The following is a 23,466-nucleotide window of genomic DNA, read 5'->3' as shown; positions in this document are numbered from 1 at the left end:
CAGGCGACGCTTGCATCCGGGCGGGGACGCGGGGACATTTCCGCCGCCGTGACTCCCTCCACCCTCAGCCCCGCAGACCAGCACCGGCTCGACGATCTTCATGAGCGGCTGTGCGCACTGAGCCGGCAGACGGTGGGCTATCCCTGCAATCAGGCCTTCGATTACAGCGAGCTGTTCCGCTTCCTCCACTTCAGCATCAACAACGTCGGCGATCCCTTCGGCGGCACCAACTACCGCCTCAACACGATGGAGTTCGAGCGCGAGGTGCTGGCGGACTTCGCCCGCTTCACGCGTGCGCCCGCTGACGAATGGTGGGGCTACGTCACCAGCGGCGGCACGGAGGGCAACATGTACGGCCTTTACGTGGCACGGGAACTGTTCCCCGAGGGAATCTGCTACTTCAGCGAGGACACGCACTACAGCGTGGCCAAGGTTCTGCGCCTCCAGCATACGCGGAACATCATGATCAAGAGCCAGCCCGACGGCCAGATGGACTACGCGGACTTGCGCGAGACGCTCCGCATCCACCGCGACGTTCCGCCGATCATTTTTGCCAACATCGGCACCACCATGAAGGGTGCGGTGGACGACCTTGCGCAGATTCGCGCCATTCTCGACGATCTCGCCATCACCAATGCCTACATCCATGCTGATGCGGCGCTCAGCGGCATGATTCTGCCGTTCGTCGATGAACCGCAGCCTTGGAACTTCGCTGATGGCGCGGACAGCATCTCCATCAGCGGTCACAAGATGCTCGGTGCTCCCATTCCCTGCGGCGTGGTGCTCGCCCGCAAGGCCCATGTGGATCGTATCGCTCGATCGATCGAGTACATTGGCGCGTTGGACACGACTATCGCCGGTTCGCGTAGTGCCTTCGCCCCGCTCATGCTCTGGCACCGCTTGCGCACCCTTGGCACGGCCGGGCTTCGCGCCATGGTGCAGGGCAGCCTCCAGCGTGCCGGATACGCCGTGCAGCAGCTCCGCGCGCAGGGCATTGAGGCTTGGCGGCACCCGAATTCCATCACGGTCGTCTTCCCACGCCCCCCGGCCGCCGTCATGGCGCGGTGGATCATCGCTCCGCGCAAAAACATCGCGCATCTCATCGTCATGCCCCACGTCACCACCGCCGTCATCGACGCCTTCGTCACCGACTTTGCCGCTGCGGTGAACTGCGAACCGAGAGCCGAGAACCGGGAACCATCGTCATGAAACAGCTCACCGTCCTTGTGCCGAACGAGCTTGGCATCGCCGCCAGGCTCACCGCTTGTCTTGCCGCGCATGGCATCAACATCGAGGAGATCGACATCGAGGGCGTGGCGGATCATGGCCTCGTCGTTCTCAGCGTGGACCGCTATGATGAAGCGCTACGCGCCCTCAGTGAGCAGGGTTTCCGCGTCATCACCCAGGACACCCTGCTGGTGCGGCTGGAGGACAAGCCAGGTGCACTTGCCACCGTCGCCATGCGGTTGAAGGACGCCGGGATCGACCTGCGCTCCATGCACATCCTGCGGCGGGAGGCGGACAAGACCACCGCCAGCCTGGTGTGCTCCGACAACGCCCGTGCCGCCGAGGTGCTGCGCGATGTGCTCGTGGTCGAGCCGCCAGGCTGAATCAAATCATTCAGGGCGGACGACAGAACTTGAGCATTGCCCGACACGCCCTAGTATCGGGCCTTTAGCCCCATGTTCTTCCTCACCCCACGCTACCTCAAGCACGCCAAACTCCTGCACAAGGGGGTGACACGCTTCATCAACTACAAGCGCGACATCCTGCCCCAGGCGAAACTGGATGAGATCACGACCCTGCGTACGAGCCTGGAGGATGCGATGAGATCGAAGGACAAGGCGCGTATCGCAACGTTGAACGACGAGATCAACAAAGCCTGCGAAAAAGCGCTGCCACATGCCGAGCAGTCGGACATTGCCGACAACGTGGAGGTGTTTTTCGTCGCCATCGTCATCGCGCTGGGCATCCGCAGCTACATTGCGCAGCCGTTCAAGATCCCCACCGGCTCCATGCAACCGACGCTGTACGGCATCGTGGCGAATCATACCGAGAAGGACGTCTCCCCAGGCTTCTTCCAGCAGTGCAAGGATTACGTGGCTGGGCGCAGTTACATCAATGTCGTGGCGAATCATTCCGGACGTCTGCGCCGTGAAGAGCCGCTGACGGAGCATGGCTTCATGGGCTTTTTCACCCACTGTCGTCTCCACTTTGAAGACGGGCATAATATCTGGATCTGGGCTCCGATACGCCAATTGGCAACCGATCCCGAGTTCAATCTGGGGCTGCTGTATTATGCAGGTGCCCAAATCTCGAACGACGGCAATCAGATCACCCCCGATGCCCAGATCGTGCGTTCCATCTGGGATCTTGGCGGCAAAGAGATCAAAGAGGGGCAGTTGCTCGCGCGGGGTACGCTCGACACCGGCGATCATGTGCTGGTGAACAAGTTTTCCTACCACTTCCGGCGTCCGGTGCGTGGGGAGGTGTTTGTCTTCACCACACAGAACATTCGCAGCCCTTACATGAACGTGCCAGTCGAGCAAGGCTCCCAGCATTACATCAAACGGCTTGTGGGTGTGCCAGGGGACCGGCTGGAGGTCAAATCTCCGGTGCTGTGGATCAATGGCAAGCCCGCCGAGGAATTCGGCATGAAGCGTGTGGGTGCCATGGAAGAACCCTACAAAGGCTACGGCAACTTCGGCATTTTGTCTGACGGCAGAGTGCGGGAACTGAGCGCGCGTGATGGTGCACGTGAATACTGGGCCATGGGCGACAACAGCTACAACAGCTCAGACAGCCGCTACTGGGGCACGGTGCCGGAACGCAATCTCGTCGGCCCGGCTTTGTTCTGCTATTTTCCGCTGGGTCGAAACTGGGGCGTGATTCGATAACAATGGAAAAGCGGACGAACTGGTCCGCTTCAATCTCAGGACTCTATGCTTTCATCCCTTCCTGGCGCAGGAAGCTTTCCACCCAGGTGATGTCGTACTGGCCGTGCTGGAAGTCGGAGGTGGTCAGGATCTGGCTTTGCAGCGGAATCGTGGTCTTGATGCCTTCGACAGTGAACTCGCCCAGCGCACGGCGCATCCGGCGGATGGCGATGTCGCGGGTGGCGCCGGTGACAATGAGCTTGGCGATCATCGAATCATAATACGGCGGTACGGAGTAGCCGGAATAGACGTGCGTATCGACGCGGACGCCACGGCCACCCGAGGTGTACCAGAGCGTGATCTTGCCAGGGCTGGGGGCGAAGTTGCGGGAAGGATCCTCGGCATTGATGCGGCACTCGATGGCGTGGCCGCGAGGCTGGGCATTCACGACGTGCTCGCTGAGCGGCAGGCCGGCGGCGATGCGGATCTGCTCCTTGATCAAGTCGCAGCCATAAACCTCCTCAGTGATCGGATGCTCCACCTGGATGCGGGTGTTCATCTCCATGAAGTAGAAGTTCTCGCACTTGTTATCGACGAGGAACTCGATGGTGCCGCAGTTCTCGTAGCCGATTTCTTTGCAGAGCTTCACCGTGGCATCGCCCATGCGCTTACGCATTTTTTGGGAGATTTTTGGGGAGGGGCATTCCTCGATGATCTTCTGATTGCGGCGCTGCATGGAGCAGTCGCGCTCGCCGAGATGCACCACGTTGCCGTGAGAGTCGGCGACGACCTGAAACTCGATGTGGTGGGGTTTTTCGACGAGCTTTTCCATGTACATGGAGCCGTCGCCAAAGCATTTCATGGCTTCCAGGGAGGCGGCTTGGAAGCTGGAGCCCAGAGTGGCCTCGTTGAGCACCGGGCGCATGCCGCGCCCACCGCCACCGGCGCTGGCCTTGACCATGACCGGGTAACCAATCTTGCGCGCCCATTCGAGGGCTTCTTCCTCGGTGTGGATGATGCCGTCGGAGCCAGGGGTGATCGGCATGCCGGCTTTCAGGGCAGTTTCACGCGCCACGTTCTTGTCACCCATCATGGCGATGACGCGAGCGGAAGGGCCGATGAACTTGATTTTGCACTTGTCGCAGACTTCGGCGAATTCCGCTTTTTCGGAGAGGAAACCGTAGCCGGGGTGGATGGCATCGACGTTGGCGATCTCGGCCGCGCTGATGATGCGGCTCATCTTCAGGTAGCTTTCGCTGCTCGGGCCGGGACCGATGCAAATGGCCTCATCGGCGAGGTGAACGTGCATCGAATCGACATCGGCCTCGGAATAGACGGCGACCGTTTTGACATCGAGTTCCTTGCAGGCGCGAATGACGCGGAGGGCGATTTCACCACGGTTGGCGACGAGAACTTTTTTGAACATGCGAAAAGCGAAGGGCTGAGGGCTTAGAGCGAAGGAGAAAGTGTGATGCGGGTATGGGTGGTGTGGGCAGGACTCTACGCCCTTTGCCCTTTGCCCTATGCCTTCAACTCAAACAGAGGCTGACCGTATTGGACGGGTTTGCCATCTTCCACGAGGACGCGGGCAATGGTGCCGCGGGCTTCGGCCTTGATCTCGTTCATAACCTTCATGGCCTCGATGATGCAGACGTTACTGTTTTCGTCCACGATGTCGCCAATGTTGGCGAAGGACTTTTCACCTGGGGCGGCGCAGCGGTAGAAGGTGCCGACCATGGGGGAATTGATGGTGGGACCGACGGGATCGGAGCCGGCTGCAGGTGCCGCAATGCTGGCGGCAGGAACTGCAGCAAGGGCAGGGGCTGCAGGAGCAGACATGGAAACAGGAGCGGCGGAGGCCACGGGCATGCATTTGAGCAGCTCCTTGACGGACTCCAGGTCAGAACCACGGCGCAGCTCAAGTTTGGCGTCCTTTTGCTCGCTGTGGAAATAGGTCAGGTTGTTCTCGGCCATCAGTCCGACGATCTCGCGTATCTGTTTCAGATCGTAGGCGCAAGAAGGTGCGGAGGCGGCGGGAGAGGCTGGTTTGGAGGTGGTGCGTTTGGCCATGTCGGGAGGAGTGTGTCAACGGACGCCCCGATACTACAAACTCCCCCGCCCGTGGCAACCACAAAGGCACTCTTGACTTTCAAGGCGCCGGCCGGGCTTGTTTGTGCCCCTGGCAGCCATCGTCGTCCTGTGGCTCTCAGCGTTTACCGCCAAACAATCCGCTGAAACTGCTGCTGATCACGCTGGTCAACGCACTTTGAATCTGGCTGCCGCTGGGGAGATTGTCGTCGATCTGGCCCTTGGGAGTGAGCTTGTCGATCACCTGTGGCAGGAACTGCGCGAGCAGCGGCAGCACGGTGTGGGTCTGCATGCCCACCTTGCTGGCGAGCCGCTGAATCTCATCCGCACCCACAGCCTTTTGCAGTTGTTCCGCTTCGATGGGCTGATTCGCGCCTGCGGAGACCCACGAGGCGAATTGATCACCAAAACCGGCCTTTTGAAACTGCCCCATCAGTCCTTGCAGGCCGCCTGCGTCGTTGAGAAGGCCGGAAAGCATCGTGGCCGGATCTTGTTTGGAGGCACCGCCGAGCATGCCGCCCAGCGCGTTTTTGGCGAGTGAATCGAGGAGTCCCATGAGTGTGCGGAGTGTGGGGGAGGGGATTTCAAAGTCAAGGTGGCTTCGCCTTCCGCCACGGATGCCTTCTTGACCCGCGAAGCCTTGACCACGCATTTCCACCCGCTACTCTCCCCACCCCCAACCCCAAAAATCATCACCATGAGCCAAACCCACGAATTCCAGGCCGAAGTCAAACAAGTCCTCGATATCGTCATCCACAGCCTCTACACCGACCGCGAGATCTTCATCCGCGAACTGGTGTCCAACGCCGCCGACGCGATGGAAAAGATGCGCCTCACCCAGCTCACGGAGAAGGACATCTTTGATGCCGCCGCCGAACTGCAAATCAGCATCACCACCGATGAGGCCGCCCGCACTCTCACCATCGCCGACACCGGCATCGGTATGACACGCGCTGAACTCGTCGAAAACCTCGGCACCATCGCCCACTCGGGCTCGAAGGCCTTCGCCGCCGCGCTGAAGAATGCAGGCAAGCAAAACGACGCGCAGCTCATCGGCCAGTTCGGCGTCGGCTTCTACTCCGCCTTCATGGTCGCGGACAAAGTCGAGGTTCACACGCATTCTTGGCGCAACGAGGGCGAGCACCTCGTCTGGACCAGCGACGGCGCCAGCAGCTACACGATTGATGAATCCGTCGATCAGAAGCGCGGCTGCAAAATCGTCCTCCATCTCAAGGAAGACGCCGCCGACTTCGCCAAGCAGCACACGGTGAAGCAGATCATCGAGAAACACTCGAACTTCGTCAGCTTCCCGCTCCTGCTCAATGGCGAGCGCGTCAACACGGTGGAAGCCCTCTGGCTCAAATCGAAAGACGGCATCACCGACGAGCAGTACAACGAGTTCTACAAGTTCACCGCCCACGCCTTCGATGATCCCAGCTACCGCCTGCATTTCCAGGCCGAGTCGCCCATTGCCATCAACGCGCTGCTCTTCACGCCAACGCAGAACATGGAATCCTTTGGCATGGGCCAGATGGAGCCCGGTGTGGCCCTCTATTGCAAAAAAGTCCTCATCGACCCCAAACCGAAGAAACTCCTGCCGGAATGGATGCGCTTCGTCCGTGGCGTCATCGATAGCGAGGACCTGCCGCTGAACATCTCCCGCGAGAGCATGCAGGACAGCGCCCTCGTGCGCAAAATCGGTGATGTCGTCGTCAAACGCCTCATCAAACACCTCGACAAGGAAGCCAGCGACGACGCGAAGAAGTACAACGAATTCTATGCGAGCTTCAGCCGCTTCTTCAAAGAAGGCGTCGCCACGGACCACACGAATCGCGACTCAATCGCCAAGCTGCTGCGCTTTGAATCCAGCATGACCCAGACCGGCGAAACCGTCGGTCTCGCCGACTATGTGAAGCGCATGACCAGCGAACAGAAGGCCATCTACTACCAAGTTGCTCCGTCCCGCGCCGCCATTGAAAGCGGCCCGTATCTCGAAGCCTTCAAAGCCAAGGGCATCGAGGTGCTCTACATGTTCGAGACCATCGACGAATACGTCGTCAGCAGCCTCAACAAATTCGACGACAAGGACCTCAAGTCCGTCAACGCCCACGACATCGACCTTGGCGACAGCGATGCTGAAGGCGAAGCCCTCCCTGAGGCCGAAACGACCACGCTCTGCGACTGGATCAAAGAACGCCTCACCGCGAGTGTCGATACCGTCCGTCCCGGCAAGCGCCTCGTCGGTTCACCCGCCCTCGTGTTGACTCCCGAAGGTGAAATGACCCCGCAGATGCGCCAGATGATGAAAGCCCTCGGCAAAGACGGCGGCATGCCCGGCCCGAAGGTCGTCTTCGAGATCAACCCGCGCCACAACCTCGTCAAAGGCCTCTCCAAACTCCACCTGACCGACCCCGAAACTGCCGGCCTCATCTCTGAGCAGATCCTCGACAACGCCTTGCTCTCCGCCGGTCTTCTCGACGAGCCTCAGCGCATCATCGAGCGCACGCAGAAGCTCATGGAGAAGCTGGCTGCTTCATGACCTGACATCTCACGGCTGCCATGCTGGATTCCGGTATGGCAGCCTGGAACAGGAGGATTTCACACACTCAACACGTGGCTCAGCTTGCTTTTGAAGGCTGCATCATGGTTGTTGGACTGTCTGCCATCCGACCGCATGAAACTTAAAGACCCTTTCCTCTGGCTCCGGGCCCTCTGGGATCATGGACGCGTGCCGCGAGGCACACGCGCACAATTGGAGGCCCGTCAGCTCAGGAAGTTTCGCTGCTTGGTGGCCCATGTTCAGGAACATTCACCCTACTACCGTGCCATCATCGCGGACCGAGGCATTGATCCTGCCACCTGTGTGCCGACTGACTTCCCGGTTCTGACCAAGCAGGACGTTGCCCGTCATTTTGATGACATCGTCACTGACCGTCGCATCACACGTGCCCGGATCATCGATTTTCTCGCTCAATCCTCGGATGGAGGGAATCTGTTCGATGGCAAATACCATGTGATGAACACCTCCGGCTCCTCAGGGGAACTCGGTTGTTTCGTCTTCTCCCATGAGGCCTGGATATCCGCGGCCAGTCTGGGGGTGCGCGTTGCACCGCTGCGTTGGCGGCAGCGTGTTGCCTATGTCGGCGTTGCACACGGACACTCGGGCGGTGTGAATCTGGCGCAGTCAGGCAATCAGGGGGCCAACCGCCTTTTTTACAACATCCGTACCTACGATGTGCTCCAGCCCATGGACGAGGTCATTGATGATTTGAACGCCTTTCAGCCACGGGTTGTGACTGCGTATGCGAACATGCTCAAGACCTTGGCTGAGTTTCAGGAGCAGGGACGTCTGCGCATTCGACCGCAGCGTATTGCCAGTGGTGCCGAGGCGCTGCTCCCTGACGCAAGGGCCTATGTAGAACGCGTGTTTCAGATGCCCGTGACCAATCTCTACGCCTCGACAGAGCATCTGTACATGGGCATCACGCTTCCAGGAAGCGACGGCATGCATCTGATGGAGGACGACTTGATCTTCGAACTCAATGAAGATCACACCTGTGTGACGAATCTTTTCAACGACGCCATGCCGCTCATTCGTTATCGGATGAGTGATGTCCTCACCCCTGACCGGGGTCCAAGACAAGATCGTTACCCTTTCACCAAAGTGACGGCATTGGTTGGGCGGCAGGAGCACAATCTGGTTTTCATCAATCAGCATGGCGGTGAAGATTTCATCCATCCCGCCGTCATTGCCGAAATGCTGGTGCCCGGACTGAAGGCGTGGCAGGTGGTGTTGGAAAGCCTGGAGGCATTCCGTTTTCGCGCTTGTTTCGAGCATGGGATCACGGAGCAGCGCCGTCAGGCCGTCTGCGATCAAGTGAGCGACATTCTACGGCACGTTCTGGATGGGAAAGACATGCGCAACGTTCGATTCGAGATCGAATGCGTGGATTCGTTGCCCGCCGATCCGCAAACAGGCAAGTTCCGTCTGGTGCTCAAGACGCCGCATGACGCGAGCAAAGCAGTGTGACGGACTTCATCTGAATTGAGGGGGCATTTGAACCTTCGCTTGCACCCCGGCCTGCCAACGCCTTCATGGGCGCATGATCGCCTTTCTGCGTGGAATCCTGGCCGAAGCCCTGCCTCATCGTGTGACAATCGATGTTCACGGCGTCGGCTACGTTGCCCTCATTCCACTGACGACCTTTGACAAGCTGCCGCAGGCAGGGGCGGAAGTGCAATTGCTCACGCATTACCACGTCACGGACCGTGATCACACGTTGTTTGGCTTCATGACCTCGGATGAGCGCGATTTGTTTCGCTTGCTGATGGATCGGGTGTCCGGCATCGGTCCCAAGATGGCGCTCAGCGTGCTCAGTGGTCTGCCGGTGGCTGCTTTTAAAGATGCGGTGATCGCGGGGGATGTGAAAGCGCTCTCACGCATCAAGGGCGTGGGCGGCAAGACCGCCGAGCGCATCGTGCTGGAGCTGAAGGACAAGGTCGGCGTCGTCGATGCCTGGCAGAACGCCCGCACGGCCAAAGGCACACACGATCCGAAGCAAGAGGCGCAAAGCGATGCCGTGCTCGGTTTGATCGCCCTCGGCTACAAGCAGGGCGAGGCGGTCAAAACCGTGAACGAATTGGCAAAGCAGCCCAGCCTCGACACAGCCGACAAACTCATCCGTGAAGCGCTGCGCAGCATGAACTAGCCCAAGGAGTGGGGGCTTCCAGCCCCCACATTCCGGGATCTGGAGACCTTGCTCCTATTTCAAACTCTTGATATACAGAATCAGGCTCTCGATCTGTGAGTCGTTCAAGATGCCCGCGTAGATCGGCATGCCAGTATCGAATTTCTCGAAGCCCTTCACGACCTTGGCGCTCGGATTCGTGATGGACTCGCGCAAGTAGGCTTCATCGGCTTTCAGCTTGCCTTTCATGCCCTTGGCGATGTCGCGCTCGGCACCGAACAAGCCTTTCCAACTCGGTCCCACTTTGCCGACGAGGGTGCCGTCTGTGCTATGGCAGGCCATGCAGCCAAACATTTGATACAGGCGCTCGCCTTCCGCCGCCGTCGGCTTCGTTTGCGTGGTCGCCAGCGCCTGGCGCGGTGTGAGATCGACCTTCAAGCCTGCTTCAAAGCCCTCTTTGGCCGGATCAAATGTCATGAGTTCCCACGGCGTGAAGTAGGCGGTGTTTTGCGCGGGCAGGCCGTCCGCGCTTTTGAGTCCCCAGCCGATGCGCATCTGATGGCAGGTTTTCATGTCGGGAAAACCTACCAACACACTCAAGCCGTCCTTGCTGAGGTAGGCGCTGCTGGCGGTCATGAATTCCTGGCCGGTGCTGCCGTCCAGCTTCAAATGCGGCGAGCCGTAGTCGAAGGTGCGCTTGTAGTTCCAGCGCTCGGCGCTGTAGCTGCTCGGATCAGTGGCCAGTTTGGCATCGAGCTTCGCGTTGAAGCGCAGAAGCAGGCCCTTGTCTGTTGGCGTCACTTCTTTGAGCAGTACTCGCGGTTTGTCCGTGTAGCGCACGCGCACCAGACCGCTCAACTTCTTCACCACTGTGCCCCAAACTTGGAAACCGGTGACGTAAAGCTGTCCGTCCGCCGGATTCACGGTCGCGTTGAGCGTGGGGAAGTCGAAGTCGCGGGAAAAGCTCACCACCGCCGCCTGCGGTCTCGCAAAGCGCGAGTTCATCAGCACGCGGAAAAGTTCCGGCCGGTTGTAGCCGATATGGATGAGTTCATCATTCACCGGACCCATCTTCGCGCCCACGAGCCAAGTCTGTGTCACACCACTTGGGTTCACCGGATGCGGCAGCCACGTCAGCGGCTCGGTGATCGTCTCGGGATACCGCTCCTTTGGCGCAATCGTCGGCAGATGGCCGTAGAAGTGATGATCCGAGATGATGTGCAGCGGCGTGGACGGCACGTAGTTGCCCTGCTGATCACTCGCCGTGACCAGCCCCGTCAGCGGATGCACGCCGATGAACGGCTGGCGTAGGCCATAACCGATCACGTCAATTTTCTTCCCATTCGCCGCCACCTTGATCACGGTGCCGTTGTGCTTGCCACGCGTCGTGCCCTCCTGGCCGCCTTTGGAGATGTACAGCTCGCCCTTCGGCCCCAGCTTCATCGAGTTCGGAAACTCCCGCGTCTCCGCCGTCTGCGCGAAGAGGTTGCAGAACATCTCATAGCGGTCGCATTCGCCGTCGTTGTTCGTGTCCACCAGCTTCCAGATGCCGTTGCGATCAAACACCAGGATTTCTGCTTTCTGCTTTTCGCTTTCTGCTTTTCTGACCACGATGCTCATCGGCTCATGCAGCCCGCTGGCGTAGCGCTTCCATGTCACCTTCTCCAAATCGCCCTTCAAGCCCGAGATCAGCCACACATCACCATCGAAGGTCACGCCCGCCGCATCCCCCTGGTCATTGAGAAACGCGATGTCCGCCAGCCGTACATTGCGCTTCCACGGATTCGCGAAGGGCAGGGGAATGTCGTCGATGACGTAGGCGTCGGGTTTGGGGGAGAGCGTGGCTTTGGTGGTGAGAGTCTGGGGCCAAGAGATGATCGGTTCAGACGGTTTTTGAGAAGCCGTGCGGACTTTTGAATCAACCGATGCTTGAAGCGGCAAGTTCAACGCAGATGCCACATAAAAGATCTGCCGGTCTTTCGTGGGCGGGAGTGTGACGCAGGCTACATTCAGTCCCTTTTGATCAATGATGTCGGCATCGATCTTCGTTTCCAAGCCTGGCTTGGGGCGGATTTCAATCGACTCCAACGGGCTGTTCCCACCGGAGATGATTGCGTAGTTCTCTCCTACCACTTTGGTAAGCGGCTTGTTTGATGAACAAACTGCGAAACTAATTGGCTTCGAATGCTCGTGGACTGAAAAACCGCGCATCAAGACATGAGTCTTGTCTCGAAAGGGTGGCTCTATCCATATCCATTCCTGAATGACTGTTCCACCAACCAATGAATTGATGAAAACGACGTTTCCGTCATACGTGACCTCAATGGATTGAAAAACTCCGATCTGCGCAGGGATTGGTCCTCTCCCCACTTCCTCCTTGCTCGCTGTCGGCTCACGCGGATCAGCGAAGCTCGGTTTCTCACCGACCTGCCAGCCGGGATAGATGCCATTCGCCAGCCACACCTTGCCCACCGGCTTCGGCAGATACTCCTGGCCATCCTTGGTCTTCTGTCCGGCGATGTGATAGGAGCCGGGTGCGAGCGCTTCGGGAGTGACGGGTGGTTTGCCCTCCTCGCCTTCCCAGATGCAGGCGATGCGGAGGAGGTCGGTGTCGAAGCAGGCCCAGAGGTTGTGGCCGAGGTTCAGGATGAGGCCGCGGGGCGTCAGATTGTCCTTCGGAAAGCCTTCGCCGAGGTCGCGACAGTCCAGCACGCTGCTGAAGAACGGAAAATCCTTCTCCACGAAATCGCCCCACGGCGAGGGCGTGGCGGGGGCGTCGGGCTTTTGCGCGATGAGCGTGGTGGCGAGGGCGAGTGACGCGAGGCACGTGCGGAATTTCATGGTCGGACAGAACAGGCGAGGCGGGCACGATCTGTCAATCACCAAGGCAAAACGACCCGCCGCCGCAAAGGTTCATGGCTGGCTAGCGTTCATGGCAAACCAGCCATGAAACCACTCGTCATCTTTCTCTGCCTTGCCTCGCCGTTGCTCGCCCAAGACTCGCTCAAGTCGTCACTCGTCTTCCATGCATCCTTTGATTCGAGCTTGAACGCTGATTTCAGCAAGGGCAGCAAGGATTGCGTGATCAAGAAGGGCAAGGACTTCGTGCCCTGTGTGCCGAATGACGATGTGAAACTCGCTGCGGGCGGGAAATTCGGTGGCTGCGTGCATTTCCCAAAGAAGGGAGTCACGCGGCCGCAGTTCAACGGGATGAACGTGCTGGGCTACAATGACAAGTCGTGGAGTGCCACGGTGTCGGTGTGGCTGCGGCTGACACCGGATGAGGATCTGGAGCCGGGCTACTGCGATCCCGTGCAGATCACGGGCGATGATGTGAAGAAGGGCTACATCTTCCTGGAGTTCTCGAAGGATGAGACGCCGCGCTTCTTCCGCTATGCTGTGCGTCCGTTATTTCACATCTGGAACCCGACGAATGTGCAATGGGCGGACATTCCCTTCGAGAAACGGCCGATGGTGCAGGTGGCGAAGCCGCCGTTCACCCGCGACACGTGGACGCATGTGGTTTTCACGCTTTCCAACGTGAACAACAAGGCCGGGAAGTCGAGTGGCAGTCTTTTCCTCAACGGCAAGCTCCAAGGGCGCATCGAGAACTGGGATCTGAGCTTCGGTTGGGATCCCGCAAGTGTGGCGCTGGTGCTCGGCGCATCCTATGTCGGTCATCAGGACGATCTGGCGGTGTTTGACCGTGCCTTGACCGACGCGGAGGTGGAGCGGCTGTTCAAAATGGAGGGGGGTGTGACAAGTTTGCGGTGACGAAGGCCTCGCAGCGATGTGCTCCTCACACTCCGTGTGCGGGGTTCGGTTGCCTAGGGACGCTCGTGCCGCACATGGAATGTGCGGACCACTTCACGCTGGTTCTCACGCCGTCTGTTTTCAATGCGTGAACTCGGTGTCCTTCAGGCGGGCTTTCACCGGATTCTCGGCGATGTAGCGACGAAATTTCTGGAAGGCATCTTCACTGCGCACCAGATGGTCGAAGCTCTCGTCCTGCCAAAACCTTCCGTGCTGCCCAATCACCTTGTTGATTTGTTTGGCGGTCCAGCGTTTCCAGGACTCCACCTGTGCCAGCATGGCTTCACGGGGCATGCTGCCGACGAGGACATGCACATGATTGGGCATCACCACGAAATCACCCAAGGTGTAGCGCTGTGCGTCGAAGAAATGCAGCGCATCGACGACGATCTGACGGAGTGCCGGTTGGCGGAGAACACAGGCACCGTGACAGGAGTCCATTTCATGCTCGAGACGCATGGTGAACTGGCGAAAATCTCGTCTTTCAGCTTCTGACATATTTTCGAGCAGTCTGCGCCAGTCGCGTTGAGCCGGATCAATGCCATGAGCAAGCAGCCAGTCATCACGAGCCAGCCGCCATTGCTCCCAAACGGGCTTTGGGATCGAATCTGCTGTGCGCCAGGTGATGAAGTAAGTCGCGCCTTCCTGATCCCAGTGTGGCAGGTGGCCATGCGTGATCGTCACACCCGCTTGAGGATTGAAGAACTGGAAAGGCATGGCAGGCCGGGAAGCGATGTGGTCCGCACATTCCATGTGCGGTCTGGGCTTCAATGTCAATCCTGACACCGCACACGGAGTGTGAGGAGCACGCCAATTTGCGGACTACTCCAGCCGCACTGCCGCGCACACCATCTCCAGCACGCGTCCGAGCGAGGCCGCGCCGCTGCCTTCCTGAAAGGCGTTGCCGGGAATAGGCTGCCAGTTGTCGCGATCGTGCTTCTGCTCAGGCTGCGGGATGCGTGTGAGCGTGGGATCATACTGGCCGTCCTTGCCGCCGAGCTTGTAGATGACGAGGTCGAGCGAGGGCACGACATAGAGGCAGAAGCCACCGGCACCGCTTTTCCAGAAGGCATCCTTCGGCGCTCCGGCCACATGACCGTCGGCGTTGTGCTCCCATTGCAGACTGAAGGGCGTGTGAGGGTTGTAGGGACTCCAGGTCTGGCATTTTTGGATGTAATCGAGCGGGACGAGTTGCTGATCCTTCCATTTGCCGTTTTGAGCGAGGCAGTAGCCGAAGCGCAGGGCGTCCGTAGCGTGCAAAGTGGTGCTGCCGGCTCCGTTCGCGTGCGGCATCACGAAATCGCCGCGATGCAGGCAGTAATCCCACGCGCCCCAGCCTTGTGGCTTGGCGAGGCGTTCGTGAATGAAGTTCTTCAACTCCATGCCGCTCACGTTGCGCAGCACGATGCTGGCGATGTGCGGGGAAGGGGAGGAATACGAGTAACCGGCGCCCGGATCGCACCACAGCGGCACATCGAGTGAGGATTTGTCGAGATCACGGATGTTCTGGCCGGGAACGGGTTTGAGTGCTTTCGGTTTCGGATCGCCTTTGACGTAGCCGGTGGGCGTTTGTCCTTCTCCCCAGTAACCTCCGGTCATGCAGAGAAGCTGACCGAGGGTGATGTTTGCTTTGCGCGGATCGTTCAGCGGGAAGGCCTGAGGCAGATACTGTTCCGTGAAGACCTTGGTGTCGAGACCTGCGGGGATTTTGTCTTTGAACTCATGCAGCATGATGCCGCAGGCGATGCTGCAAAAGGCCTTGCCGGTGGAGGCCATGTCGGGATTGCAGTTGCGACTGGCACGGCCGAAGTAGCGCTCGAAGCAGAGATAACCGTTGTGAACCACGAGCAGGCCGCCGTTGCCAGTCGAGCGCTCGGTGATCGTGTAAGCGGGTTCCAGCTTCACCAAATCCATGCCCGCGAGGTCACGGCATTCTTTTGCCGTTTTCGCCTCACGCCAGCCACCTTCGCTGTCGGGTTGTGGGAAGTAGGTGTCTGCGGCGGAAGCCAGAGAGATGGAGAGGACGACTGCGGGCAGGAATTTGAAGCTCATGATGATGCAATCTCACCATGAAATGCTTCCAACCCGCATGCGAGCCTCATTTCGCCGCCACTAAAAATCCCGGCTGAGGCCGATCAGGATGCCCAGGGAGTCGAGGCCGGGGTTGGGATTGGTTTGACCGCCGTTGGAGAGGTGCTGGAACATCGCACTGGCACGCAGGGACCAGTCTTGAGTGATCGTGCGCGAGACGCCGAGCTGGCCAAACCAGTTCAGCGTGAAGTCCTGGCCCTGGCCGCCGGGCACGTTCTGAGCGTCCACCCAGCCCACACCGCCGCCGATGGAGCCAAAGACGCTCCATGTCGCCGTGGGATCCCACCATTCGATGGATGGTGCGCCGGAAAGGCCGAGGTAACGATTTTCCGAGCCTGTTTCGAACCAGTTGGCCATGAGGCTGAACTTGTTGCGCACGCTGAGCGCGGAGCCGTTTTGGAAATGCAGGCCGAACATTTCCGGTGTGCGCCAGGAAACGATGAAGGGAACGATGCGGTAGTTGAAGGTGGTGTCACCACCCACCTTCCACAGCATGCCGGTTTCAAAATCGAAACTGTGCTGCGTCCACGGTTTGAACTCGGACGGTGCGGACTGGGAAAATCCGGTGGTGCTGAGCAGCAATGCAATGGCGAGGCAGGCGAGGCGGCGTGTCATGGGCTCATGCTAACTTCAACCGGCATAAATTCCAGCGTGGAGTTCTTTGCCGCTGGCGCGTGGCAGACGACGCCCATTTCCGCCCAACCTGCCTCCGACCTGCTCTCCCTCGGTGAAGTTTTGCTACGCCTCGATCCCGGTGAGGGACGCGTGCGCACGACGCGTCATTTCACAGCCTGGGAGGGCGACGGGGAATACAATGTGTGGCATGCGGGTTGCGGCGGGTTTGTTCCCGACTATGAAATCCCCCTGACCAAACTTCGAATCCACCCACTCTTTCCTCATGAGCTCCACCCGCGTCCTCCTCACCACCACGTCGTTCCAGGACACCCCTGGCCGGCATCACGACCTGATGACCGCCGCCGGTTTCGAGGTCGTCAGCGAGCGCGGCCCGCTGCCCGAATCGCGAATGCTCGAGCTCGCCGGCGAGTTCGACGCCTTCATCTGCGGCGATGACGCCATCACGCGCGCAGTGATCGAAAAATCCCTTCCGCGTCTCAAGGTCATCAGCAAATACGGCATCGGGCTCGACAAGATCGACGTGAAGAGCGCCACGGAGTTCAAGATCCCCGTGCTGTTCACGCCGGGCGTCAATCACACCACGGTGGCCGAGCACACTTTCCTGCTGCTCCTCGCTCTCGAGAAAAACTTTTTCTACCACTGTGATTCCACGCGCGCAGGCGGCTGGAAACGCAAGACCGGCCACGAGGTGATGGGCAAGACGATCGGCATCGTCGGATGTGGCCGCATCGGCAAGGAAGTCGCCATCCGCGCCCGCGCGTTCGGCATGGAAGTCGTCGGCTACGACCTCTACTGGGACGACAAGTTTGCCGCCGAGCACAACGTGAAGCGGGCCGCCACTCTCGACGAAATTTTCGCCTGCTCGGACTATCTCTCCCTGCATACGAACCTCACGCCGGAGACGCGCGACATGATCTGCACGGCCTCCATCGCCAAGATGAAAAAAGGCGTCATCATCCTCAACTGCGCGCGGGGCGAGATCGTCCATACTGACGACATTGTTGCCGCCCTCCAATCAGGGCAGGTGGCCGGTTATGGCACCGATGTGCTAGAGCACGAACCGCCGCCCGCCGATCACCCGCTGCTCAAACTGCCGAATTGCATCGTGACGCCGCACATTGGCTCCCGCACGTTCGAGAGCGTGCAACGTCAGGCCACCTGTGCCGTGGAGAATCTCACTTTGTTCCTCGCCGGCAAGCCGCCGCACGCCCAGGCCAACAAGTTCTGAGCAAATCTCCGCAACCACCGTCTCCCGTTCCTGATCTACATTTTTCCATATTCAGACATCATTCCTTCTTTCCCACACCATGAGCCTCTCCATCAAATCCCGCGAATCCTGCGCCTTCGATCAAATCTCGCTCGGCGAAGTCATGCTCCGTCTTGATCCCGGTGAGGGCCGGATCCGCACGGCACGCAATTTTCAAGCATGGGAAGGCGGCGGCGAATACAACACCTCCCGCGGCCTGAGAAAATGCTTCGGCTACAAGACCGCCGTTGTCACCGCGTTCGTGGACAACGAGGTGGGTCATCTCATCGAGGATTTCATCATGCAGGGCGGTGTTGCGACCGACTTCATCAAGTGGCGTGAGGATGACGGCATTGGCCGCACCGTCCGCAACGGCCTGAATTTCACCGAACGCGGCTTCGGCATCCGCGGCGCCGTCGGCAATCCAGATCGCGGCAACACGGCCGCTTCGCAGCTCAAGCTCGGCGACATCGACTGGGATCACATCTTTGGCAAACTCGGCGTCCGCTGGTTCCACACCGGCGGCATCTATGCCGCGCTTTCCGCCACGACCGCTGAACTCACCGTCGAAGCGGTCAAGGCCGCCAACAAGCACGGCACGATTGTCAGCTACGATTTGAATTACCGCCCCTCGCTTTGGAAAACCATCGGCGGCCTGAAGAAGGCGCAGGAGGTCAACCGCGAGATCGCCAAGTATGTCGATGTCATGATCGGCAACGAGGAGGACTTCACCGCGTCGCTCGGTTTCGCCGTCAAAGGCCAGGAGACGCTCGGACACATCGAGACCGACGCCTTCAAGGCGATGATCGAGACGGCAGTGAAAGAGTTCCCCAATTTCAAGGTCGCCGCGACCACGCTGCGTCACGTCATCACCGCCACCAAGAACGACTGGAGCGCTATTCTCTGGCACGACGGCAAGTTCCACGAGAGCCGCCAGTATCCCGGCCTCGAAATCCTCGACCGCGTCGGCGGCGGCGACAGCTTTGCCTCTGGCGTGCAGTTCGGCTTCATGGAGTTCAACGACGCCCAGAAGGCGGTCGAATACGGTGCCGCCCACGGTGCCCTCGCCTCCACGACCCCCGGCGACACCTCGATGGCAACGCGCAAGGAAGTCGAAAAGACGATCGCTGGTGCCGGCGCACGTGTGGTGCGGTAACACAGGCGTCTCCGCCTGCGCGTCGTTCAAGCTCTAGCGTGTGTCTGTGTGCGTTTTGTCACGCTGAAGCGTGAACATCACACGAGAGACTCTTGCGAGGCTGGTATGAGCCGCTATTCTCCGCGCCCCCATGGCATCCACGGACTTCACGCCTTCGCACGTTTACGAACAGCCGTATCCGGCCTTCGACATCAACGCCATCGAGACGCCCGCTTATGTGGTCGATGTGGCATTGCTGCGCAAAAACATGGAGAAACTCAACCGCGTGCAGAGCGAGTCGGGTGCCAAGGTGCTGCTGGCGCTGAAGGGCTTCTCGATGTTCAGCGTGTTTCCGATCATGCGTGAGTATTTGAGCGGCTGCTGTGCCAGCGGTTTGAATGAGGCGCTGCTGGCGCAGGAGTTTGGCAAGGAGGTGCATGTCTATGCGCCCGCATTCAAAGAGGCGGAGATGCGCGAGATCATTCCCATCGCCCATCACATCAGCTTCAACTCGCTGGCCCAGTTTCGGAAGTTCAAGCCGATGCTGGATGCCGCGAAAGCTGCCGGTCATGCGCCCAGCCCCGGCATTCGCGTGAATCCTGAGCACTCCGAGGTCGAAGTCTCTCTTTACGACCCATGCTCGCCCGGTTGTCGCCTCGGCATTCGTGCCGAAGCGCTCGAAGGCGAGGATTTGAGCGGCATTGAGGGTTTGCACTTCCATGCGTTGTGCGAGCAGGATTCGGACGTGCTGGAACGCACTGTTGCCGCCGTCGAAAAGCGATTCCCGCGTCTGCTGGAGCAGGTGCAGTGGGTGAACATGGGTGGCGGACATCACATCACACGCAAGGACTACGATGTGGAGCGTCTCATTCGTGTGCTGCGCAGCTTCCGTGAGAAATGGGGCAAGGAAGTTTACATCGAACCGGGTGAGGCCGCCGGTTTGAACACGGGTTACCTCATTGCCGAGGTGCAGGACATCGTGGCGTCGGATACTCCGACCGCCATTCTTGACCTCTCTGCCACGGCTCACATGCCTGATTGCCTGGAGATGCCTTACCGTCCGCGCATTTTCGGCGCGGGCTTGCCGGGCGAGTTTCCGCATGAATACAAGATGGGCGGCATGAGCTGTCTCGCGGGCGATGTGCTGTCAGGCTTTTCGTTTCCTGAGCCGCTCAAGGTTGGACAGCGGCTCGTGTTTGCCGACATGGCGCACTACACGATGGTCAAAACGACCACCTTCAACGGCGTGCCGCATCCCGACATCGCGATCTACGATCCAACGACGAAGGAGTATCGCGTGGTGCGGCGGTTCGGTTACGCGGATTTTCGGAACAAGCTCTCGTGACGTTGGCGGCGCTTGTGCCGTTGTTCCGTCACAAAAGCACCAAGTTTGGCTTCATTCGTGTCTGCATCAGTGGTGCTCATTTCGTAATGGTTGCTTCTCTTCATCCGTAATCTAGCCATGCGCCTACTCACATCAGTCCTATCGATCCTATCCGTTGCATCAGTCCTAACGGCCCAGCCAGTCACGAAGAAGATCGACCTCCTCGAAGTCATCAAATCCGGCAACGTGGAGCACCACGTCAATCCCAAGGCCGATTTCCACGATGATCCAAAAGACATCTGGACCTTCGCCAAGGATGGCACCTTCAACATCAGTGGTCGCGGCTACGGCTACGTCGCCACCAAGGGAAACTACCGCGATTACCATCTCGTCATCGAATTCAAGTGGGGTGCGAAGACCTGGGGCAAACGCGAGAAGGCCGCGAAGGACAACGGCATCCTCCTCCACGCCTACGGCCCGCACGGAGCCTACGGTGACACCTGGATGGCCAGCATCGAGGCGCAGATCATCGAGGGCGGCGTGGGCGACATTTTGGTGCTCTCGCCAAAGCTCGCCGACGGCACGGAGCTGACCACCTCACTCTCCGCCGAGTTCACACTCGACCGCGACAAGGAGAAAATCTGGAAGAAGGGCGAACTGCGCCAGACCGTGACCAAAGGCCGCATCAATTGGAAAGGTCGTGATGAAGACTGGGCGGACAAAGTCGGCTTTCGCGGCAAGAACGATGTCGAAAGCCCCAGCGGCGAGTGGAACCGCCTCGAAGTCATCGCCAAAGGCGACACGCTGCAATATTTCGTCAACGGCGCGCTCATCAACGAGGCTTTCGACTGCAAACCCGCCGAAGGCAAAATCCTCCTCCAGACCGAAGGCGCGGAGATGATCGTGCGCCGCTACGAGCTGTATCCGCTCGGCGAATTCAAAGAGAAATGGTCCGCCATCCAGGCCAGCGGCGGCAGCGACATCGGTGCGGTGCGCGATGGTCAGGACCAACCGCTCTCGCCCGAGGAATCCATGAAGCGCATTCAGCTCGATGGCGATTACGAGGTGCAACTCGTCGCCGCCGAACCGCTCGTGCTTGATCCCGTCGAGGCCACTTGGGACGACAAAGGCCGCATGTTCGTCGCCGATATGCGCGACTACCCGCTCGGCCCGCCGAATCCCGGCGATCCGTGGCTCTCGCGCATCCAGTTGCTCACCGACGAAGACGGCGACGGCCGCATGGACAAGGCCGTGACCTTTGCCGACCACATGGACAACGTGCAGGGCCTCCTCCCCTACAACGGCGGCCTCATTGCCACCACGCGCTCACAGATTCTCTTCCTCAAAGACACCAACGGCGACAACGTGGCCGACGAGATCAAACCGCTCATCCGTGGCTTCAATCCCAAGCACAGCCAGCTCCAGGTCAGCGCCCCGCGTTGGGGACTCGATGGCTGCGTCCACTTCAACAACGGCCTCGATGCCCGCGAGATCTATCCCGCCGATGCACCGACCAAGGTCGTCGGCATTCCCGGCTCCAACTTCAAATGGAACCCCAAAACCGGCGAGATCACCCCCACCGGCGGCAAAGGCCAGTACGGCGGCGCTTTCGACGACTACGGCCACCACTTCTACTGCTCGAACCGCAACCCGCTCATGTTCACCGTCATGCCCTACGAGGCCATGCTGCGGAATCCACACGCTGGCATCACGCAGGTGCATGAGGACATCGCCACACCCGGCGCGGAGACCCGCGTCTATCCGCTGCAAATCACGCACACCACCGCAGACGCCCATGCCGGCACAAACACCGCTTGTTCCGGCCTGGGCGTCTATCGCGGCCAGCTCATGCCCGAGCTGCGCAACAACGTCTTCGTCCCCGATCCCACCGGCCAGCTCGTCACCCGCTATAAAGTCGAACCGAACGGCGCATCATTGAAAGCCACCCGCGTCGGCGACCGCACGGAGTTCTTCCGCAGCAGCGACGAATGGAGCCGCCCCGTGAACTTCACCACCGGCCCCGACGGCGCGATCTACATCTGCGACATCTACCGCCGCTGGATCGACCACGCCCGCTTCTTCCCCGAAGAGTTCGTCAAAACCCACGACATGCGCCAGGGCGAAAACCACGGTCGCATCTGGCGTGTCGTGCCTAAAGGCACCAAGAAGCTGGTCACCAAGACTCCCGGCAAATATCACGCCATTCCTGAAGTGGGTTGGGGCAAAGTGCCCGCCGAACACGCCGACCGCGCCCTCTTCCTGAAAGTGCCAGGGATTACCGATGCCAAGGAACTCGCCGCGATCCTCACGAAGCACGCAGACGATCCCTGGATGGCAAAAATGGTCGCCAGCGCCTCCAGCAAGCAAATGGGCCGTATCCTCAGCCAACTCAGTGACAGCTTCTTCAGCACCTTCTCCGAAGACCGCTCCACCACCGTGCGCACTTTTGCCGCTGGCGCTCTTGCCGATGCAGAGGCCGAGGATGTGAAGGCAGCGCTTTTCCTTCTCCAAAAACAACCCGGCCAACTCCTCTGGTGGAAACCCGCGTTGCTCCAAGGTCTTGCCAAGCTGCCCAAAGGCCACGAAGACGCCGCCAAAGAGATCGCCGCGCTGCAATCCAAGATCGACGCTATCGTCGCCGACGCGAAAGCACCGCTCGATCAACGCCTCGCTGTCCTACCGCTGCTTTCCACGAGGAAATGGGCCGCCGTCGAGCCGGTGATGAAAAGCCTGCTCACCAGCAACCAGCCTGCCGAGATGACCACCGCCGCCGTGGCCTTGCTGAAGAAATTCGCTGCCACCAGCACCGCGCCGCTCATTTATGAACTGCTGCCAAAGGCCGGCCCCGCACTGAAGCGCGATCTCGCAGCCATCCTCACCGCCAACGCCACCACCGCGCTCGAACTCTTCAAGCGCATGGAGAAGGGCGAGTTCCCCACCGCCTGGGTCGATGTCGAAAAGCGCTGGAGCTATCAGCGCGGCAAGGGAGAGATGGCCGACCTTGCGAAAAAACTTTTCGGCGAAGCCAGCAGCGACCGCGCCGCTGTCGTCAAAAACTACATGGCCGCCACCACCATGCACGGCGATGCCAAAAAGGGGCAAGCCGTCTTCGCCACCATCTGCATCACCTGCCACAAGCACGGCACGATAGGTGTCGATGTCGGCCCGCCGCTCTCCGACGTGAAAGTAAAGCCACCGGAAGGCCTCCTCTCCGACATTCTTGATCCGAATCGCATGTTCGAAGCCCGCTGGAGCGCTTACCAGATCGACACGAAAGACGGCCGCACCCTCAGCGGTCTCATTCAAAGCGAAACCAGCGACAGCGTCGTCCTCGCCATGATGGGCGGAGCCAAAGAGACGCTTTCCCGCAGCGCCATCAAGGAGATGAAGAGCCTCGACCGCACCCTCATGCCCGTGGGCCTCGAAGCCGCGATCACGAAGGAGCAGATGGGCGACTTGCTGGCGTTTTTGCTTGGGAAGTAGCCGATGTGGAGGTCAAGCGTCGTCAAGGTGGTATGAGGGGCAGTCTTGACTTCTTGACCGCGATGCGGGCCTTGGATGCGAAGACA

Annotated in this window: 18 protein-coding genes and 1 pseudogene; 12 read left to right on the top strand and 7 right to left on the bottom strand. The window is 59.7% G+C overall.

Features of this window, described 5'->3' with window-relative positions:
* Positions 1–48 precede the first annotated feature (48 nt).
* The 3 genes from U1A53_RS13610 to lepB all read left to right on the top strand — a co-directional run bounded on the left by U1A53_RS13610 (position 49) and on the right by lepB (position 2,897).
* A complete protein-coding gene (locus U1A53_RS13610; protein WP_322281704.1) occupies positions 49–1,209 on the top strand; it encodes a histidine decarboxylase in 1,161 nt (386 codons plus the stop codon).
* A complete protein-coding gene (locus tag U1A53_RS13605; protein WP_322281703.1) occupies positions 1,206–1,610 on the top strand; it encodes an ACT domain-containing protein in 405 nt (134 codons plus the stop codon). The genes U1A53_RS13610 and U1A53_RS13605 overlap by 4 nt, the downstream gene beginning before the upstream one ends.
* Positions 1,611–1,682: 72 nt before the next feature.
* Positions 1,683–2,897: a signal peptidase I gene (lepB, locus tag U1A53_RS13600; protein WP_322281701.1), complete on the top strand. Its 1,215-nt coding sequence runs from the start codon at positions 1,683–1,685 to the stop codon at positions 2,895–2,897.
* Between the two features lie 43 nt (positions 2,898–2,940).
* On the opposite strand, the gene accC is transcribed toward lepB, so the two are convergent.
* The 3 genes from accC to U1A53_RS13585 form a co-directional block, all read right to left on the bottom strand.
* On the bottom strand, positions 2,941–4,302 hold the full coding sequence (gene accC, locus U1A53_RS13595; RefSeq protein WP_322281699.1) for an acetyl-CoA carboxylase biotin carboxylase subunit: 1,362 nt from the start codon (positions 4,300–4,302) through the stop codon (positions 2,941–2,943).
* Between the two features lie 95 nt (positions 4,303–4,397).
* Positions 4,398–4,946 (bottom strand): acetyl-CoA carboxylase biotin carboxyl carrier protein, encoded by a 549-nt coding sequence (accB, locus tag U1A53_RS13590; RefSeq protein WP_322281697.1) that lies wholly within the window; start codon positions 4,944–4,946, stop codon positions 4,398–4,400.
* Between the two features lie 136 nt (positions 4,947–5,082).
* On the bottom strand, positions 5,083–5,520 hold the full coding sequence (locus U1A53_RS13585) for a YidB family protein (RefSeq protein WP_322281695.1): 438 nt from the start codon (positions 5,518–5,520) through the stop codon (positions 5,083–5,085).
* Between the two features lie 141 nt (positions 5,521–5,661).
* Here U1A53_RS13585 and htpG point away from each other — a divergent pair, with 141 nt between their 5' ends.
* The 3 genes from htpG (at position 5,662) to ruvA (ending at position 9,673) form a co-directional block, all read left to right on the top strand.
* Positions 5,662–7,503, top strand: a complete 1,842-nt coding sequence (htpG, locus tag U1A53_RS13580; protein ID WP_322281693.1) for a molecular chaperone HtpG — start codon at positions 5,662–5,664, stop codon at positions 7,501–7,503.
* A 135-nt stretch (positions 7,504–7,638) separates the two neighbouring features.
* Entirely contained in the window at positions 7,639–8,994 is a 1,356-nt protein-coding gene (locus U1A53_RS13575; protein WP_322281691.1) for a hypothetical protein, read from the top strand.
* A 73-nt stretch (positions 8,995–9,067) separates the two neighbouring features.
* The gene (gene ruvA, locus U1A53_RS13570; protein ID WP_322281689.1) at positions 9,068–9,673 is read left to right on the top strand and encodes a Holliday junction branch migration protein RuvA; all 606 of its coding nucleotides are present in this window, start codon (positions 9,068–9,070) and stop codon (positions 9,671–9,673) included.
* 54 nt (positions 9,674–9,727) lie between these two features.
* Here the strand turns inward: ruvA and U1A53_RS13565 are convergent, their stop codons facing one another.
* Positions 9,728–12,493, bottom strand: a complete 2,766-nt coding sequence (locus U1A53_RS13565; RefSeq protein WP_322281687.1) for a cytochrome c — start codon at positions 12,491–12,493, stop codon at positions 9,728–9,730.
* A gap of 105 nt (positions 12,494–12,598) precedes the next feature.
* On the opposite strand from U1A53_RS13565, the gene U1A53_RS13560 reads away from it, so the two are divergent.
* Positions 12,599–13,426: a LamG-like jellyroll fold domain-containing protein gene (locus tag U1A53_RS13560; protein ID WP_322281685.1), complete on the top strand. Its 828-nt coding sequence runs from the start codon at positions 12,599–12,601 to the stop codon at positions 13,424–13,426.
* Between the two features lie 120 nt (positions 13,427–13,546).
* Here the strand turns inward: U1A53_RS13560 and U1A53_RS13555 are convergent, their stop codons facing one another.
* The 3 genes from U1A53_RS13555 to U1A53_RS13545 all read right to left on the bottom strand — a co-directional run bounded on the left by U1A53_RS13555 (position 13,547) and on the right by U1A53_RS13545 (position 16,171).
* On the bottom strand, positions 13,547–14,182 hold the full coding sequence (locus U1A53_RS13555; RefSeq protein ID WP_322281683.1) for a transposase: 636 nt from the start codon (positions 14,180–14,182) through the stop codon (positions 13,547–13,549).
* A 105-nt stretch (positions 14,183–14,287) separates the two neighbouring features.
* Positions 14,288–15,517, bottom strand: a complete 1,230-nt coding sequence (locus tag U1A53_RS13550) for a serine hydrolase (protein WP_322281682.1) — start codon at positions 15,515–15,517, stop codon at positions 14,288–14,290.
* A 60-nt stretch (positions 15,518–15,577) separates the two neighbouring features.
* A complete protein-coding gene (locus tag U1A53_RS13545; RefSeq protein WP_322281680.1) occupies positions 15,578–16,171 on the bottom strand; it encodes an acyloxyacyl hydrolase in 594 nt (197 codons plus the stop codon).
* A 6-nt stretch (positions 16,172–16,177) separates the two neighbouring features.
* Here U1A53_RS13545 and U1A53_RS27085 point away from each other — a divergent pair.
* From U1A53_RS27085 to U1A53_RS13525, 5 genes and pseudogenes are all read left to right on the top strand, one after another.
* Positions 16,178–16,375: pseudogene (locus U1A53_RS27085) on the top strand (hypothetical protein); the annotation flags it as partial.
* A 79-nt stretch (positions 16,376–16,454) separates the two neighbouring features.
* Positions 16,455–17,420 (top strand): phosphoglycerate dehydrogenase, encoded by a 966-nt coding sequence (locus tag U1A53_RS13540; RefSeq protein ID WP_322281679.1) that lies wholly within the window; start codon positions 16,455–16,457, stop codon positions 17,418–17,420.
* A gap of 79 nt (positions 17,421–17,499) precedes the next feature.
* The gene (locus U1A53_RS13535; RefSeq protein WP_322281678.1) at positions 17,500–18,594 is read left to right on the top strand and encodes a sugar kinase; all 1,095 of its coding nucleotides are present in this window, start codon (positions 17,500–17,502) and stop codon (positions 18,592–18,594) included.
* A 130-nt stretch (positions 18,595–18,724) separates the two neighbouring features.
* A complete protein-coding gene (gene nspC, locus U1A53_RS13530) occupies positions 18,725–19,918 on the top strand; it encodes a carboxynorspermidine decarboxylase (protein ID WP_322281677.1) in 1,194 nt (397 codons plus the stop codon).
* 117 nt (positions 19,919–20,035) lie between these two features.
* Positions 20,036–23,380 carry a PVC-type heme-binding CxxCH protein gene (locus tag U1A53_RS13525; RefSeq protein WP_322281676.1) on the top strand — a complete coding sequence of 1,115 codons (3,345 nt, stop codon included), beginning with the start codon at positions 20,036–20,038 and terminating at the stop codon, positions 23,378–23,380.
* The last annotated feature ends 86 nt before the right edge of the window (positions 23,381–23,466 follow it).

The sequence above is a fragment of the Prosthecobacter sp. genome (assembly GCF_034366625.1).
In the GTDB taxonomy this organism is placed as follows: Bacteria; Verrucomicrobiota; Verrucomicrobiia; order Verrucomicrobiales; family Verrucomicrobiaceae; genus Prosthecobacter.
This window is presented reverse-complemented; position numbering and strand designations above follow the sequence as displayed.

Coding starts and splice junctions, on each gene's coding strand:
- U1A53_RS13605 (WP_322281703.1), top strand. CDS start 1,206: ATGAAACAGCTCACCGTCCTTGTGCCGAACGAGCTTGGCATCGCCGCC.
- lepB (WP_322281701.1), top strand. CDS start 1,683: ATGTTCTTCCTCACCCCACGCTACCTCAAGCACGCCAAACTCCTGCAC.
- accC (WP_322281699.1), bottom strand. CDS start 4,302: ATGTTCAAAAAAGTTCTCGTCGCCAACCGTGGTGAAATCGCCCTCCGC.
- accB (WP_322281697.1), bottom strand. CDS start 4,946: ATGGCCAAACGCACCACCTCCAAACCAGCCTCTCCCGCCGCCTCCGCA.
- U1A53_RS13585 (WP_322281695.1), bottom strand. CDS start 5,520: ATGGGACTCCTCGATTCACTCGCCAAAAACGCGCTGGGCGGCATGCTC.
- htpG (WP_322281693.1), top strand. CDS start 5,662: ATGAGCCAAACCCACGAATTCCAGGCCGAAGTCAAACAAGTCCTCGAT.
- U1A53_RS13575 (WP_322281691.1), top strand. CDS start 7,639: ATGAAACTTAAAGACCCTTTCCTCTGGCTCCGGGCCCTCTGGGATCAT.
- ruvA (WP_322281689.1), top strand. CDS start 9,068: ATGATCGCCTTTCTGCGTGGAATCCTGGCCGAAGCCCTGCCTCATCGT.
- U1A53_RS13565 (WP_322281687.1), bottom strand. CDS start 12,493: ATGAAATTCCGCACGTGCCTCGCGTCACTCGCCCTCGCCACCACGCTC.
- U1A53_RS13560 (WP_322281685.1), top strand. CDS start 12,599: ATGAAACCACTCGTCATCTTTCTCTGCCTTGCCTCGCCGTTGCTCGCC.
- U1A53_RS13555 (WP_322281683.1), bottom strand. CDS start 14,182: ATGCCTTTCCAGTTCTTCAATCCTCAAGCGGGTGTGACGATCACGCAT.
- U1A53_RS13550 (WP_322281682.1), bottom strand. CDS start 15,517: ATGAGCTTCAAATTCCTGCCCGCAGTCGTCCTCTCCATCTCTCTGGCT.
- U1A53_RS13545 (WP_322281680.1), bottom strand. CDS start 16,171: ATGACACGCCGCCTCGCCTGCCTCGCCATTGCATTGCTGCTCAGCACC.
- U1A53_RS13540 (WP_322281679.1), top strand. CDS start 16,455: ATGAGCTCCACCCGCGTCCTCCTCACCACCACGTCGTTCCAGGACACC.
- U1A53_RS13535 (WP_322281678.1), top strand. CDS start 17,500: ATGAGCCTCTCCATCAAATCCCGCGAATCCTGCGCCTTCGATCAAATC.
- nspC (WP_322281677.1), top strand. CDS start 18,725: ATGGCATCCACGGACTTCACGCCTTCGCACGTTTACGAACAGCCGTAT.
- U1A53_RS13525 (WP_322281676.1), top strand. CDS start 20,036: ATGCGCCTACTCACATCAGTCCTATCGATCCTATCCGTTGCATCAGTC.